14 protein-coding genes are annotated in these 14,095 nt (G+C 72.2%); 12 read left to right on the top strand and 2 right to left on the bottom strand.

Annotation, left to right across the window (positions count from 1 at the left end; genetic code table 11):
- The first annotated feature begins 139 nt into the window (after positions 1–139).
- Positions 140–937 (top strand): putative protein N(5)-glutamine methyltransferase, encoded by a 798-nt coding sequence (locus ACFYOY_RS39575; RefSeq protein WP_351882668.1) that lies wholly within the window; start codon positions 140–142, stop codon positions 935–937.
- A gap of 125 nt (positions 938–1,062) precedes the next feature.
- Here the strand turns inward: ACFYOY_RS39575 and ACFYOY_RS39570 are convergent, their stop codons facing one another.
- The gene (locus ACFYOY_RS39570) at positions 1,063–1,503 is read right to left on the bottom strand and encodes a MarR family transcriptional regulator (protein WP_351882666.1); all 441 of its coding nucleotides are present in this window, start codon (positions 1,501–1,503) and stop codon (positions 1,063–1,065) included.
- A gap of 205 nt (positions 1,504–1,708) precedes the next feature.
- Between ACFYOY_RS39570 and ACFYOY_RS39565 the strand changes: the two genes are divergently transcribed.
- From ACFYOY_RS39565 to ACFYOY_RS39520, 10 genes are all read left to right on the top strand, one after another.
- Positions 1,709–2,533 (top strand): CoA transferase subunit A, encoded by an 825-nt coding sequence (locus tag ACFYOY_RS39565; RefSeq protein WP_388592496.1) that lies wholly within the window; start codon positions 1,709–1,711, stop codon positions 2,531–2,533.
- Positions 2,530–3,414 carry a CoA-transferase gene (locus ACFYOY_RS39560; RefSeq protein WP_351882662.1) on the top strand — a complete coding sequence of 295 codons (885 nt, stop codon included), beginning with the start codon at positions 2,530–2,532 and terminating at the stop codon, positions 3,412–3,414. Before ACFYOY_RS39565 ends, ACFYOY_RS39560 begins: the two co-directional genes overlap by 4 nt.
- Positions 3,411–4,613, top strand: coding sequence for a thiolase family protein (locus ACFYOY_RS39555; protein ID WP_351882660.1), 1,203 nt, complete (start codon positions 3,411–3,413; stop codon positions 4,611–4,613). The genes ACFYOY_RS39560 and ACFYOY_RS39555 overlap by 4 nt, the downstream gene beginning before the upstream one ends.
- Before the next feature lie 54 nt (positions 4,614–4,667).
- Entirely contained in the window at positions 4,668–5,435 is a 768-nt protein-coding gene (pcaH, locus tag ACFYOY_RS39550) for a protocatechuate 3,4-dioxygenase subunit beta (RefSeq protein WP_388592493.1), read from the top strand.
- Positions 5,435–6,097: a protocatechuate 3,4-dioxygenase subunit alpha gene (gene pcaG, locus ACFYOY_RS39545; RefSeq protein ID WP_351882656.1), complete on the top strand. Its 663-nt coding sequence runs from the start codon at positions 5,435–5,437 to the stop codon at positions 6,095–6,097. The genes pcaH and pcaG overlap by 1 nt, the downstream gene beginning before the upstream one ends.
- Before the next feature lie 25 nt (positions 6,098–6,122).
- Positions 6,123–7,481: a 3-carboxy-cis,cis-muconate cycloisomerase gene (pcaB, locus tag ACFYOY_RS39540; RefSeq protein WP_388592490.1), complete on the top strand. Its 1,359-nt coding sequence runs from the start codon at positions 6,123–6,125 to the stop codon at positions 7,479–7,481.
- Entirely contained in the window at positions 7,478–8,689 is a 1,212-nt protein-coding gene (gene pcaC, locus ACFYOY_RS39535; RefSeq protein WP_351882652.1) for a 4-carboxymuconolactone decarboxylase, read from the top strand. Before pcaB ends, pcaC begins: the two co-directional genes overlap by 4 nt.
- Positions 8,690–8,777: 88 nt before the next feature.
- Positions 8,778–10,043: a sugar ABC transporter substrate-binding protein gene (locus ACFYOY_RS39530; RefSeq protein WP_351882650.1), complete on the top strand. Its 1,266-nt coding sequence runs from the start codon at positions 8,778–8,780 to the stop codon at positions 10,041–10,043.
- Positions 10,043–10,981: a carbohydrate ABC transporter permease gene (locus ACFYOY_RS39525; protein ID WP_137965667.1), complete on the top strand. Its 939-nt coding sequence runs from the start codon at positions 10,043–10,045 to the stop codon at positions 10,979–10,981. The genes ACFYOY_RS39530 and ACFYOY_RS39525 overlap by 1 nt, the downstream gene beginning before the upstream one ends.
- A complete protein-coding gene (locus ACFYOY_RS39520) occupies positions 10,981–11,904 on the top strand; it encodes a carbohydrate ABC transporter permease (RefSeq protein WP_351882646.1) in 924 nt (307 codons plus the stop codon). The genes ACFYOY_RS39525 and ACFYOY_RS39520 overlap by 1 nt, the downstream gene beginning before the upstream one ends.
- Before the next feature lie 8 nt (positions 11,905–11,912).
- On the opposite strand, the gene ACFYOY_RS39515 is transcribed toward ACFYOY_RS39520, so the two are convergent.
- Positions 11,913–12,611, bottom strand: coding sequence for an FCD domain-containing protein (locus ACFYOY_RS39515; RefSeq protein ID WP_351882644.1), 699 nt, complete (start codon positions 12,609–12,611; stop codon positions 11,913–11,915).
- Positions 12,612–12,869: 258 nt separating this feature from the next.
- Here ACFYOY_RS39515 and ACFYOY_RS39510 point away from each other — a divergent pair, with 258 nt between their 5' ends.
- Positions 12,870–14,018, top strand: a complete 1,149-nt coding sequence (locus ACFYOY_RS39510) for an aminotransferase class V-fold PLP-dependent enzyme (protein ID WP_388592484.1) — start codon at positions 12,870–12,872, stop codon at positions 14,016–14,018.
- Positions 14,019–14,095: the final 77 nt, after the last annotated feature.

The following is a 14,095-nucleotide window of genomic DNA, read 5'->3' as shown; positions in this document are numbered from 1 at the left end:
CGCACCGAGGAGGTGAGACCCATCAACGCCAGTTCAGGCTGGGTGCTCGCCCGTGACGGCCGAGTGGTCGCCGCGACGTACGCGGCATAGCTGACCGCCGGGAGCGCCCTGAGACCTCCCGAAAGGCTTTCCAGGCCCCATGTCGGCTTCACCTTCACTCACCACCTTTTCCGCCGTCGTCACCAGGCTCCGCGCCGCCGGGTGCGTGTTCGCCGAGGACGAGGCGCGGTTGATCCTCGCCACGGCTCGTACCCCGGCCGGACTCAGCGCCATGGTGGACCGGCGCGCGGCTGGGCTTCCGCTGGAGCATGTGCTCGGCTGGGCGGAGTTCCGGGGGCTTCGGATATCCGTCGACGCCGGGGTCTTCGTGCCGCGCCGGCGCACCGAATTCCTGGTCGATCAGGCCGAGGCGCTGGTCCGGCCCGGGGCCGTCGTGGTCGATCTGTGCTGTGGCTCGGGCGCGCTGGGCGCCGCGCTGGCCTCGGCCCTGGGCGAGGTGGAGCTGTACGCGGCCGATATCGACCCCGTCGCGGTGGCCTGCGCGCGGCGCAATGTCGAGCCCGTGGGCGGCACGGTCTACGAAGGTGATCTCTACGAGCCGCTGCCCGCCGCGCTGCGCGGCCGGGTCGACGTCCTGCTGGCCAATGTCCCGTATGTGCCGACCGAAGAGGTCGGGCTGCTGCCGCCGGAGGCCCGGGTGCACGAGGCGCGGGTGGCGCTGGACGGGGGCGTGGACGGGCTCGATGTCCTGCGCCGGGTGACTGCCGAGGCGGGCCGGTGGCTGGCCCCGGGGGGCTCGCTGCTGTTCGAGACGAGCGGGCGGCAGGCGGCCTCGGCTCTGGCCATCGCCGCCGGCGACGGGCTGGATTCGCGGCTGGCCGAGTGCGGGGAGCGGGAGGCGACGGTGGTGATCGGGACGAGGCCGTCGGCCCCTTAGGTCCCGCCACTCAATACGCGCTGCGCGATCCGGCAGCGGACGGCCGAAGCGGGCACCCGAGCGCGCCGTCCTTTGCGCGCCTTCGCGCGTCGCACGCCTCGCACGCCTACGCGCGCCTCGCACGCCTACGCGCGCAGCTCCTCCGCCGCGTCCGTGACCCGGGCGATCAGCCGCAGCAGCGTTTCCCGCTCCGTCTCGTCCAGCGGGGACAGGAAGACCCGGTTCATCCGGGCCGTCCGCGTGACCAGTTTCCGGTGGATCCTGGCCCCCTCCTCCGTCAGGCGCAGGACGTTGCGGCGGCCGTCGTTCGGGTCGCGGACCCGCTCCAGCAGGCCGCGGCGGGCCAGCCGGGCGACTAGGTCGGCGATGGTGGAGCGGTCGAGGTGGACGTGTTCGCTCAACGTCCGCTGGTCTATCTCGGGCTTCTCCGTCAGTGCGTTGACCACCGCGAACTGCGGCGAGGTGATCTCCTCGGAGACCATCGCGCCCCACAGCAGGGAGTGCGCCTGCTGGAAGCGGCGGGCCAGATGCCCGGGGTGCGTGTTCAGATCCACCGCGCCGCCCATGCCGTGCCCTCCCGGCCTTCCCACTACGCCATTAGTCCGTGTACTGAGTGATTCTGCCCTGTGGAAGACCCCATGTCGAGAGCCCGACATTCACCCTAGACTCTCTTGACGAGCGCACCAGCCAATGGCAGCGTGCGGCCCGATACCACATTAGTCAGCACACTGATTATTTGAGCATCCTGACCGCGGACTGAGCGGAGTGACGATGGCCGACATCCGAAGCCTGCAGGACGCCGTGGCGGACCTCGTCCACGACGGGGACACCATCGCGATGGAGGGCTTCACGCACCTGATCCCGTACGCCGCCGCGCACGAGGTCATTCGCCAGGGCATCACCGACCTGACCCTCGTCCGGATGACTCCGGACGTCATCTACGACCAGCTCATCGGCGCCGGACTCGTCCGCAAGCTGGTGTTCTCCTGGGGTGGCAACCCCGGCGTCGGCTCGCTGCACCGCTTCCGCGACGCCGTCGAGAACGGCTGGCCGCGGCCGCTGGAGCTGGACGAGCACAGCCACGCGGGCATGGCGAACCGCTATGTGGCGGGCGCCTCCAAGCTGCCGTTCGCCGTGTTGCGCGGCTATCGCGGCAGCGACATCCCGACCCGTACGGACACCGTCTCCACCGTCGTCTGCCCCTTCACCGGGGAGGAGCTGGCCGCCGTCGCGGCGCTCAACCCCGACGTCACCGTCATCCACGCGCAGCAGGCCGACCGCGCCGGCAATGTGCAGCTGTGGGGGCTGACGGGCGTGCAGAAGGAGGCGGCGCTCGCGGCGGAGCGGGTGCTGGTGACCGTGGAGGAGATCGTCGAGGAACTGACGCCACGCCCCGGCGGGATCGTGCTGCCGACCTGGGTGATCGACGCGGTCTCCGTCGTCCCCGGCGGTGCCCACCCCTCCTACGCCGCCGGGTATTCGACCCGCGACAACGCCTTCTACCAGGCATGGGACCCGATCGCCCGCGACCGCGAGGCGTTCACCAAGTGGATCGACGAGAACGTGCGCACCACCGAGGGAGCTCTCACCCGATGACCGCGACACCCGCCGGCACGACCGGGTTCACCAGCGACGAGCTGATGGAGGTCAACGCCGCCCGCGCGCTCGCCGACGCCACCACCTGCTTCGTCGGCATCGGCCTCCCCAGCACCGCCGCCAACCTCGCCCGCGCCACCGTCAACCCCGGCCTCGTCCTCATCTACGAGTCCGGCACCATCGGCTCCAAGCCCACCCGGCTCCCGCTGTCCATCGGCGACGGCGAACTCGCCGACACCGCCGACGCGGTGATCCCGGTGCCGGAGGTGTTCAACTACTGGCTGCAGGGCGGCCGGATCGACGTCGGCTTCCTCGGCGCCGCCCAGGTCGACCGCTACGCCAACATCAACACCACCATCGTCGACCGCGGCCCGGACAAGCCCGAGGGCCGTCTCCCCGGCGCGGGCGGCGCCCCCGAGATCGCCTCCAACTGCGGCAAGGTGCTGATGGTGCTGCGCCACTCCACCCGCAACTTCGTGCGAAGGCTGGACTTCGTGACGACCCTGGGCCACGGCAGCGGCCCCGGCGACCGTAAGAAGCTCGGCATGCCGGGCGCCGGCCCCGTCGCCGTGATCACGGACCTCGGAGTGCTCCGCCCCGACCCGGCCACCGCCGAGCTGGTGCTCACCGAACTGCACCCGGGCGTCACCGTGGAGCAGGTGCGGGCCGCCACCGGCTGGGATCTGACCGTCGCCGACACCGTGGGCACCACCGAGCCACCCACCCCCGACGAGCTGGCGGCGCTGCGCGCCCTCAAGGCCGCCGGGAAGCCCGGGGCGGGCGGAGAGTCCGGAGCGGCCGAGAAGCCCGGAGCCGCCGGAGAGCCCGGAGCGGCCGAGGAGCCCGGAGCCGCCGGGAAGCCCGGGAAGGAGACCCGATGACCCCCTTGCGTGACGTCTATATCGTCGACGCCGTCCGCACCCCCGTCGGCAAATACGGCGGCGCGCTGGCCGGAGTGCGCCCCGACGATCTGGCCGCCCATGTGGTGCGCGGCCTGCTCGCCCGCACCCCCGACCTCGACCCGGCACGCATCGACGACGTCTACTTCGGCAACGCCAACGGCGCGGGCGAGGACAACCGCGATGTCGCCCGCATGGCCGTACTGCTGGCCGGGCTGCCCGTCACCGTCCCCGGCGCGACCGTCAACCGGCTGTGCGCCTCGGGCCTGGAGGCCGTACTGCAGGCCGCCCGCGCGATCGCGGTCGGCGATGCGCATATCGCCCTGGCGGGCGGGGTGGAGTCGATGAGCCGCGCCCCCTGGGTGCTGCCCAAGCCCGAACGCGCCTTCCCCGCCGGGCATCAGCAGATGTACTCCACGACCCTCGGCTGGCGGATGACCAACCCGGACATGCCGCCGGAGTGGACCGTCGCCCTCGGCGAGGGCGCCGAGCTGATCGCCGACAAGCACGCCATCAGCCGCGAGGCGCAGGACGCGTTCGCGTTCAGCAGCCATGAGAAGGCGGCGCGGGCGTGGAAGGACGGGGCGTACGACGCCGAGGTGCTGGCGTATCCGGACAGCGAGCTCGTCCGCGACGAGTCCATCCGCGACACCACCTCGACCGAGGCCCTGGCCAAGCTCAAGCCCGCCTTCCGCAAGCCCGGCGGCACCGTCACCGCGGGCAACTCCTCGCCCCTCAACGACGGCGCGGCCGCGCTGCTCCTCGTCGACGAGGAGGGGCTGAAGGCCACCGGGCGGGAGCCCCTGGCCCGGATCGGCGCCTCCGCCGTCACCGGTATCGAGCCGCAGTACTTCGGACTCGGCCCGGTCGAGGCCGTACGCCGCGCGCTGGCCAAGGCGGGCCGCTCCTTCGCCGATCTGGCCACCCTCGAACTCAACGAGGCGTTCGCCGCGCAGGTGCTGGGCTGCCTCGCCGAATGGTCCGGTCAGGACCCCGGCTTCGACCCCGCGATCGTCAACCCGCGCGGCGGCGCCATCGCCATCGGCCATCCGCTCGGCGCCTCCGGGGCCCGGCTCGCCGGGGCCGTCGCCCATCAGCTCGCCGCCCGCGGCTCGGGAACGGGCCTGGCCACCTTGTGCATCGGCGTCGGACAGGGCCTCGCCCTCGTCCTGGAGAGGTAATCCGGACCGGAACGGCACGGCTGGAAAGGCTGAAAGGTAAGGCTGACAGCAGACATGGCTCTCACCCAGTCCGACATCGACCGCGAACTCGCGCACATACGGGAGTCGTACGACACGGCGCGCGCCGAAGGGGCGCCCGCCGCCGACCATCCGCCGCGCGACTTCCCCCCGTACCGCAGCAGTGTGCTGCGCCACCCCAAACAGCCGCTGGTCGCGGTCCACGGCGACCCGGAGACCGTGGAACTGCACACCCCCGTCTTCGGCCACACCGACATCACCGCGATCGACAACGACCTCACGGCACAGCACCAGGGCGAACCGCTCGGCGAGCGCATCACCGTCTCCGGACGGCTCCTGGACAGCCGGGGCCGCCCCGTCCGGGGACAGCTCATCGAGCTGTGGCAGGCCAACGCGTCGGGCCGCTACGCCCATCTGCGCGATCAGCACCCCGCGCCGCTCGACCCCAACTTCACCGGTGTGGGGCGGACGTTGACCGGCGACGACGGTTCGTACCGCTTCACCACCATCAAGCCGGGTGCCTATCCGTGGCGCAACCACGAGAACGCGTGGCGCCCCGCGCATCTGCACTTCTCCGTCTTCGGCTCGGCGTTCACCCAGCGCCTGGTCACCCAGATGTACTTCCCCGGCGATCCGCTCTTCGTCTACGACCCGATCCTGCAGTCGGTGACGGACCCGTCGGCGCGGGGGCGGCTGGTCGCGGCGTACGACCACGCGCTGTCACAGCCGGAGTGGTCGCTGGGCTACCGCTGGGACATCGTGCTGGACGGGCCGTCCGCCACCTGGATCGAGGAGGGGCGCTGATGGCCGAGGGGCTCGTGCCCGAGCAGGGGCTCGCACCGCAGAAGGGGCTCGCGCCCGAGCAGGGGCTTACACCGGAGGAAAGGCTCGCGCCCACCCCCTCCCACACCGTGGGCCCCTTCTACGGCTACGCCCTGCCCTTCCCCGACGGCGGCGAGATGGCCCCCGCGGGCCACCCCGGCGCCATCACGCTCCACGGCTACGTCTACGACGGCGAGGGAGCGCCCGTCCCGGACGCGCTGCTCGAGCTGTGGCAGGCCGGCCCGGACGGCTCCCTCACCGGCGCGGGCGGGTCCATGCGGCGCGACCCGGTGACCGGCGGATTCCTCGGGCGCAACGGCGTGGACTTCACCGGCTTCGGCCGGATCGCCACCGACGCGGACGGCCACTGGACGGCCCGTACGCTGCCGCCGGGCGGCCCGGCCGCGCCCGCCGCCCCGTACATCAGCGTGTGCGTCCACGCCCGGGGGTTGCTGCACCACCTCTTCACCCGGGTGTACTTCCCCGGGAACGCGGAGGCCAACGCCGCCGACCCGCTGCTCGCCTCGCTGGATCCGGCGCGCCGCGAGACGCTGGTGGCGACGGCGGGGCCCCCGCCGGGGACGTATCGCTTCGACATCCGCTTGCAGGGCGAAGGGGAGACGGTCTTCCTTGAGTTCCGGTAGTTCTCGTCCTTCGGACAGCCATGACGTGGGGCTGCTGTCCCCGGTGCGGGCCGGGTCCGCGGTGGAGGCCGTCACGGGCGACACCGCGTTTGTGCAGGCCATGCTGGACGCGGAGGCCGCGCTGGCGCGCGTGGTGGCGCCGTCCGGGGCGGCGGAGGCGGTGGCGGGCGCGGCCCGCGTCGAGCTGTACGACGTACGCGATCTGGCAGTGCGCGCCCGCTCCGGGGGCAACCCGGTCATCCCGCTGGTCGCCGATCTCACGGCGGCGGTGGCCGATACGGACGGCGAGGCCGCGCCGTATGTCCACCGGGGCGCGACCAGCCAGGACATCGTGGACACGGCCACGATGCTGGTGGCCTCGCGTGCGCTGCCGCTGATCGTGGCCGATCTGGACCGTACGGCGGCGGAGCTGGCGCGGCTCGCCGCCGCGCATCGCGACACCCCGATGCCCGGCCGTACCCTGACCCAGCACGCCGTGCCCACCACCTTCGGGCTGAAGGCGGCGGGCTGGCGGGCGCTGGTCCTGGACGCCCGTGACCGGCTCGCGGCGCTGCGGCCACCCGCCCAACTGGGCGGTGCGGCAGGCACGTTGGCGTCCTTCGGGGAGGGGGTCGGGCTGCTGGCGCGCTTCGCCGAGGCGACCGGGCTGGCCGAACCCGATCTGCCCTGGCACACCCTGCGCACCCCCGTCGCCGACCTGGGCTCGGCGCTCGCCTTCACCGTGGGGGCGCTGGGGAAGGTGGCGGCGGATGTGCTGGTGCTCTCGCGGACGGAGATCGGCGAGGTGGCCGAGGGGGCGGGTGGCGGATCGTCGGCGATGCCGCATAAATCGAACCCCGTACGCGCCACGCTGATGGCCGCTGCCGCCCGTCAGGCCCCGGGGCTCGCCGCCACCCTGCTGGGTGCGCTGGCCGCGGAGGACGAACGGCCGGGCGGGGCCTGGCACGCCGAGTGGCAGACGCTACGGGAGCTCTTGCGGCTCGCGGGGGGCTCCGCCCGGGACGCGGCGGAGCTGACGTCCGGTCTGAAGGTGTTTTCCGAGCGGATGGCCGAGCATCTGCGGCTGACGGATGGTCTGGTCGTGAGCGAGCGGATCGCGGCCGAGCTGGCGGAGGTGGTCGGCCGCGCCCGTGCGAAGGAACTGCTGACCGAGGCGTCGCGGCGCGTCGCGGAGGGGGGCGTGGGGCTGGCCGAGGCGCTGGCGGGTGCGCTGCCGCCGGACCGTCTGCGCGAGCTGGCGGACCCGGGCACGTACCTGGGTGCGGCCCCGGGCCTGGTCGACCGTGCGCTGGGGCGCGATGCGAAACGCCTCCGGCGGCACTTCCCCACCCCGCCGCAGCCGCCCACGCACCCGCACACACCCACCGACCGGAGCAACACGTGAGCGACAACCGACTGCACCACGACCTCACCGGCCCCCCCACCGCCCCGCCCCTCATCCTCGGCCCCTCCATCGGCACCTCCCTCGCCGTCTGGGAGCCGCAGCTTCGCGCGCTCGCCCGTGAACACCGGGTCCTGCGCTGGGATCTGCCAGGCCACGGCGGCTCCCCCGCCGCGCTGTTGCCTTCCGACGGCTCGGCCACCATCGACGCGCTCGCCGCCCTCGTGCTGCGGCTCGCCGACGATCAGGGGTGGGAGCGGTTCGCGTACGCGGGCATCTCGATCGGCGGCGCGGTCGGGCTGCACCTCGCCGCCCACCACCCCGACCGGGTCGGCTGTCTCTCCGTCGTCTGCTCCTCGGCCCGCTTCGGGGACCCCGCCGTCTGGCGTGAGCGGGCCGCACTGGTACGGGCCGAGGGGACGGAGGCGATGGTGGCGAGCCGTCCGGGCACGTGGTTCTCGCACCGCTTCGCCCAGTCGCCCGCCGGCGCCGCGCTGATCGAGGATCTGCGCGCCACGGACCGGGCGGGCTACGCCGCCTGCTGCGACGTTCTCGCGGCGTACGACATGACGGCCGACCTGGAGAAGATCACGGCACCCACCCTCGTCGTGGCCGGTCGCGACGACCCCGCGACCCCGCCCGCGCACGCCCGCCGGATCGCGGACGCGGTGCCCGGCGCGAGTCTGCTGGAGATCGCCGGGGCGGCCCATCTGGCGGGGGTCGAGCGCCCGGAGCCGGTGACTGCGGCGCTGCTCGCCCACCTCACCAGCACAGCGCCGGCGCGGCCGGGTGACGACGCCTCCCGCCACGCCGCCGGGATGGCGGTGCGCCGGGCCGTCCTCGGGGACGCGCATGTGGATCGCGCGGTGGCCCGGACGACCCCGTTCACCGCCCGCTTCCAGGACTTCATCACCCGCTACGCATGGGGCGAGATCTGGGCCGGCGACCGTCTGGACCGGCGGACCCGCAGCTGTATCACCCTCACCGCGCTGATCGCCCACGGCCATGACGCCGAGCTGGCCATGCACATCCGGGCCGCGCTCACCAACGGGCTGACCCGGGAGGAGATCGGCGAGGTGCTGCTGCAGTCCGCGATCTACTGCGGTGTCCCGGCGGCCAACTCGGCCTTCGCCACCGCCCAGCGCGTCTTCGACGAACTCGACGCCGGCACCGGCGTCGACTCAGCGTCACATTCCGATACCGAAAAGTGACATCCCTTCGCAACACCTCTGTCGTAATCCGCCTCCATCGTTGATCGTTGGGTCGTAAGGAGACCGGGAGACGAGGGGGCGCACGCCAATGTCCATGAGTCGCCGAAGGCTGCTGGGTGCGGGCGGAGGGCTGGCCCTGACGGGGGCGCTGGCCTCCGCCTGCGGGTCGAACACCGGGCGGGACGGCGAGGACCACGCCGGCCAGCCCGTGATCGAGCAGTGGTACCACCAGTACGGCGAGCCCGGCACCGAACAGGCCGTCAGGCGCTACGCCGACGCGTTCGACCAGGCCAACGTCCAGGTGCAGTGGCGGCCGGGCGCCTACGACCAGCAGACCGCCGCCGCGCTGCTCACGAAGTCCGGCCCGGATGTCTTCGAGGTCAACGGCCCGACGCTGGACCAGATCCAGGGCGGTCAGGTGGTCGACCTCACCGATCTCCTCAGCGAGGCCAAGGACGACTTCAACCCGGCCGTGCTCGCCCCGAAGACGTATCAGGGCAAGATCTGGGCCATTCCGCAGGTCATCGACACCCAGTTGTTCTACTACCGCAAGAGCATGCTGGAGGACGCCGGGGTGGAGCCGCCGCGCTCCCTCGACGCGCTGATCGACGCGGCGAAGAAGCTCACCACCAGGGACGTCAAGGGGCTCTTCCTGGGCAACGACGGCGGGCCCGGCGTCCTCGGCGGCACCCCGCTCAACGCCGCCGGGCTCACGCTGGTCACCGAGGACGGCAAGGTCGGCTTCGACGACCCGGCCGCCGCCCGGACGCTCGGCAAGCTGCGTCAGCTCTACGCCGAGAAGTCGCTGCTGCTCGGGGCACCCTCCGACTGGTCGGATCCGGCCGCGTTCACCCAGGGGCTCACCGCCATGCAGTGGTCCGGGCTGTGGGCGCTGCCGCAGGTGAGGAAGGCGCTGGGGGACGACTTCGGGGTGCTGCCCTTCCCGCAGGACGGGGCGCACGGCGCGCCCGCGGTGCCGGTCGGCGCGTACGGGGCGGCGGTCAGCGCCCGGTCCCGGCACAAGGCGGTGGCGAAGGCGTACGTGAAGTGGCTGTGGGTGGAGCGGACCAACTACCAGGAGGACTTCGCGCTCCGCTACGGCTTCCACATCCCCGCCCGGATCTCGCTGGCCACGAAGGCGGCCAAGCTGCGGCAGGGCGCGGCCGGTGAGGCGGTGCGCTACGTCACCGACCACGGCCATGCCGAGCCGCTGCTGTGGACCTCGGCGAGCAGGACGGCCTACCAGGACGCGCTGAGCCGGATCATCAAGGGCGGCGCCGACCCGGACGGCGAGCTGCGGTCGGTGGTCCGCAAGACCGAGGCCGAGCTGCGGCGCGTGCAGAAGAAGAACTGATGCGGGGGCCGCTGACCACCACACTGACACGCAAGCTGCTGGGCCCGCAGAACCGCCATCTGTGGTTCTGGATATTCGTCGGCCCCTTCGTCCTGGGGCTGACCCTCTTCACCTATGTCCCGCTGGCCTGGAGCGTGTATCTCAGCTTCTTCGACGCGCACAACACCGTGTCGCCCACGGACTTCGTCGGCTTCGACAACTACACGGCGATGCTGGGCGACGACGCGTTCACCGGCAGCCTGGTGACCTTCCTGGTCTTCACGGCGTTCATCGTCCCGGCGACCTATGTGCTCTCGCTCGCGCTCGCGCTGATGGTCAACCGGCTGCGCTGGGCGCAGGCGTTCTTCCGGTCGGTGTTCTTCCTGCCGGTGGCGTGCTCGTATGTGGTGGCGGCGCTGATCTGGAAGATGTCGATCTTCAACGGGGTGCGCTTCGGGCTGGCCAACACTGTGCTGGACTGGTTCGGCGCCGATCAGATCGCCTGGCTGTCGACCACAGACCCGCCCTGGTACTGGCTGGTCATCGTGACCGTACGGCTGTGGCTGCAGGCGGGGTTCTACATGGTGCTGTTCCTGGCCGGGCTGCAGCGCATCTCGCCTCGGCTCTACGAGGCGGCGGCCGTGGACGGGGCGCGGCCGGGGTGGCAGGTGTTCCGGTACATCACCTTTCCGCAGCTGCGGGCGACCTCGGTCGCGGTGGTGCTGCTGCTGGTGATCAACGCGTTCCAGGCGTTCGACGAGTTCTACAACCTGCTGTCGGACTCGCGCGGCTATCCGCCGTATGCCCGCCCGCCGCTGGTCTACCTCTACTACACGGCGCTGGGCCAGGGGCAGAACCTGGGCCTGGGCAGTGCGGGCGCGGTGATCCTGGCGCTGATCATCGCCGTGGTGACGGTGGTGCAGGCCCGCTGGTTCGGGCTGGGCCGGAAGGAGGACTGATGCGCACTCCCCGTGGCGCTTCCCCGGGCAATCGCCCCAGCAATGCCCCAAGCACTCGCCCGGGCGTCCCCCCGAACACGCGCGATGTCCGGGACGCCCTCGTCGGCGTGGGGCGCGCCGTGCGGCTGGTGCTGCTGCTCGCGCTCGCGCTGCTCTTCCTGATCCCCTTCTATCTCCTGCTGCGCAACGGTCTGTCGAGCGAGGCGGACATCACCTCGCCGGAGTGGCGGTTCTTCCCGAGCGAGCTGCACTGGTCCAACATCCGCGAGTTGTTCGACGACCCGAATGTGCCGATGGCGCACGCGCTGCTCAACTCCTCGCTGATCGCGGTCCTCACCACCGTGGGCACCCTGCTGCTGGCCTCGCTCGCCGGATACGGCCTGGCCCGCATCCCGTACGCCTACGCCAATGTGGTCTTCTACTGGATCCTGGGCACCTTGATGGTCCCGGCGGCGGTCACCTTCGTGCCCAGCTTTGTTCTGGTCAGCTCGCTCGGGTGGGTGTCCACCCTGCGCGGTCTGGTGGTGCCCACGCTGTTCAGCGCGGTCGCGGCGTTCATCTTCCGCCAGTACTTCCTCGGGTTTCCCCGGGAGCTGGAGGACGCGGCGCGGGTGGACGGTCTTGGCTACTGGCGCACGTACTGGCGGGTCGTGGTGCCGAACTCCCGGCCGGTGTTCGCGGCGGTCGGCACGATCGTCTTCATCGGCGCCTGGAACTCCTTCCTGTGGCCGCTGGTCATCGGCCAGGACCGGGACGCGTGGACGGTGCAGGTGGCGCTCTCGACGTTCACCACCGCCCAGACCGTCAACATCCATGAGTTGTTCGTGGCGGCGGCGGTGTCGATCGTGCCGCTGCTGGTGGTCTTTCTCGTCCTCCAGCGCCATATCGTCGCGGGCGTCGAGCGCAGCGGTATCGACGACTGACACGCTGATCAGTGGGCCGGGCCGCCGTCCGGGGCCGGGCCGTACCGCCGAAGCCAGACCTCGGTCTGGGACAGATGCGAGGTGGCGGCCGCGGCGGCGGCCGCCGGATCGCGGGCGGCCACGGCGTTGATCAGCGCCTCATGGCCGAGGTCGCTGGCCAGCCGGATGGTGTCGGCCTCGGGGGCGCCGTAGATGCTGTAGTGACTGCCCCGGGCGCGCAGCACATCGGCGAGGGCGGCCAGCGCCTCATTGCCGCCGGCCCGGCAGAGGGTGGAGTGGAACTCCCGGTCCAGCGCATGCCGTTCCGCCTCGTCCTCGGAGGTGGCCAGCCGCTTCTGCACCTCGCGCAGCCGGGCGAGAACCTGCTCGTCGGCGCGGGCGGCGGCCAGCGCGGCGGCCTGGGCCTCCAGGGGGCGGCGGACGTCGAACAGCTCCAGCAGCCCATCGAGCGGCAGGACGTCCACGGTGGCGGCGAACCCGGCCAGCATCTGCCCGGGGCGCAGCGCCGATACGAAGGTGCCGGCGCCGTGGCGGGACTCCAGCATCCCGAGGGCGGCGAGCGAGCGAACGGCCTCGCGCAGCGAGCCTCGCGAGACGCCGAGCCGCGCGCAGAGTTCGGGCTCGGCGGGGAGCTGCTGGCCGGGCGCCAGCTCACCCCCCGCGATCATGGCGCGCAGCCCGTCCGCCGCCTCATCGGTCGCGGCCATCCGGCCACCCCTTCCTGCCCACCCGGTTCTGGCCACCCGTTCATGGCCACCCATTCCTGACCACCCGGCCGAGTCATTAGATGACTCCATGCTACCGGCCGACTTCGTTACGCCCATTTTACGTCAAGGGCCTGGTCAGACTGGCGTGATCCCTCTACGGTTCCCGGAGGCTTGACGAAGTCATCGGACAAGTCGTCGAACCACTCGCTCACGTCGGACCACCCGCTCACCTCCCCTCAGTCAACCAGGAAGGGACCCATGGCCGCCGCTCCGTCGCACTGGACACTCGATCCCTCGGTCGTCCATCTCAACCACGGCTCGTTCGGCGCCGTGCCGCGCACCGTTCAGGACGCCCAGCGGGCGCTGCGCGAGGAGATGGAGACCAACCCGGACGCGTGGTTCCGCGAGCTGCCCGAGCGGGTGGGCCGGGCGCGGGCCGCCGTGGCGCGGTTTCTGCGGGTCCCCCCGGATCACACCGCCCTGGTGGCCAACGCCAGCGCCGGGGTGAGCACCGTACTGGGCTGCCTTGCCCTGCCGCCCGGCGCCGAGGTGCTGCTGACCGATCACACCTACGGCGCGGTGGCGATGGGCACGTCACGGGCCGCCGAGCGGGCCGGGGCCCGGGTGCGGACGCTGCACATCCCGCTGGAGGCGACCGCCGAGGAGATCGCGGCGGTCGTCGAGGGGGCGCTGAGCGAGGCCACCGCGCTGGTGGTCGTCGACCAGATCACCTCCGCCACCGCCCGGCTCTTCCCCGTGGCGGAGATCGCCCGGCTCGCCCACGCCGTCGGGGCGAAGGTCCTGGTCGACGGTGCGCACGCGCCCGGCATGCTGGCCGATCCGGTCGGCCTGGCCGGGGCGGCCGACTTCTGGGTCGGGAATCTGCACAAGTGGTGCTGTGCGCCGCGCGGTACGGCGGCGCTGGTCGCGCGCGGGCCCGACGCCCAGGACCTGTGGCCGCTCACCGACTCGTGGGGCACCCCGGACCCCTTCCCGCAACGCTTCGACGTCCAGGGCACCTTGGACCTCACCGCCTGGCTCGCGGCGCCGCGCTCGCTGGAGTTCATCGAGGAGACGTACGGCTGGGACGCCGCCCGGGAGCGGATGTCCAAGCTCGCCGAGGTGGCCCAGGGGCTGCTGGCCGACGCCCTGGGCGCGGACCTGACCGCCGTCGGGGGCAGCGAGGCCCCGGCGATGCGGCTGGTCCCGCTGCCCGCCGGTCTCGCAGCCGACCACGAAGCCTCCCATGTGCTGCAGCGCGCGATCGCGGCCGACACCGGCTGCGAGACCGCGATCACCTCCTGGGATGGCCGGGGCTTCCTGCGGCTCTCGGCCCATCTCTACAACACCGTCTCCGACTACGAGCGACTGGCCGAGCGCCTCCCCGGAGTGCTGCTCAGGGCGTAGTCGTCCCGCTCACGGCGCAGCCGTCCTGCTCAGGGCGTCGTCGTCCGCCGTGTCGCGCAACGGGCCCAGCGAAGGAG

The sequence above is a fragment of the Streptomyces sp. NPDC007875 genome (assembly GCF_042868035.1).
GTDB lineage: Bacteria > Actinomycetota > Actinomycetes > Streptomycetales > Streptomycetaceae > Streptomyces > Streptomyces antimycoticus.
Note: the sequence above shows the minus strand (reverse complement) of the source record. Positions and strands in the feature narration are given on the sequence as shown.

Excerpts from the sequence above, each read along its gene's own strand:
- pcaG (WP_351882656.1), top strand. The coding sequence starts at position 5,435 with ATGGCCGAGGGGCTCGTGCCCGAGCAGGGGCTCGCACCGCAGAAGGGG.
- ACFYOY_RS39570 (WP_351882666.1), bottom strand. The coding sequence starts at position 1,503 with ATGGGCGGCGCGGTGGATCTGAACACGCACCCCGGGCATCTGGCCCGC.
- ACFYOY_RS39520 (WP_351882646.1), top strand. The coding sequence starts at position 10,981 with ATGCGCACTCCCCGTGGCGCTTCCCCGGGCAATCGCCCCAGCAATGCC.
- ACFYOY_RS39560 (WP_351882662.1), top strand. The coding sequence starts at position 2,530 with ATGACCGCGACACCCGCCGGCACGACCGGGTTCACCAGCGACGAGCTG.
- ACFYOY_RS39565 (WP_388592496.1), top strand. The coding sequence starts at position 1,709 with ATGGCCGACATCCGAAGCCTGCAGGACGCCGTGGCGGACCTCGTCCAC.
- ACFYOY_RS39510 (WP_388592484.1), top strand. The coding sequence starts at position 12,870 with ATGGCCGCCGCTCCGTCGCACTGGACACTCGATCCCTCGGTCGTCCAT.
- ACFYOY_RS39515 (WP_351882644.1), bottom strand. The coding sequence starts at position 12,611 with ATGGCCGCGACCGATGAGGCGGCGGACGGGCTGCGCGCCATGATCGCG.
- ACFYOY_RS39525 (WP_137965667.1), top strand. The coding sequence starts at position 10,043 with ATGCGGGGGCCGCTGACCACCACACTGACACGCAAGCTGCTGGGCCCG.
- pcaH (WP_388592493.1), top strand. The coding sequence starts at position 4,668 with ATGGCTCTCACCCAGTCCGACATCGACCGCGAACTCGCGCACATACGG.
- ACFYOY_RS39575 (WP_351882668.1), top strand. The coding sequence starts at position 140 with ATGTCGGCTTCACCTTCACTCACCACCTTTTCCGCCGTCGTCACCAGG.
- ACFYOY_RS39555 (WP_351882660.1), top strand. The coding sequence starts at position 3,411 with ATGACCCCCTTGCGTGACGTCTATATCGTCGACGCCGTCCGCACCCCC.
- ACFYOY_RS39530 (WP_351882650.1), top strand. The coding sequence starts at position 8,778 with ATGTCCATGAGTCGCCGAAGGCTGCTGGGTGCGGGCGGAGGGCTGGCC.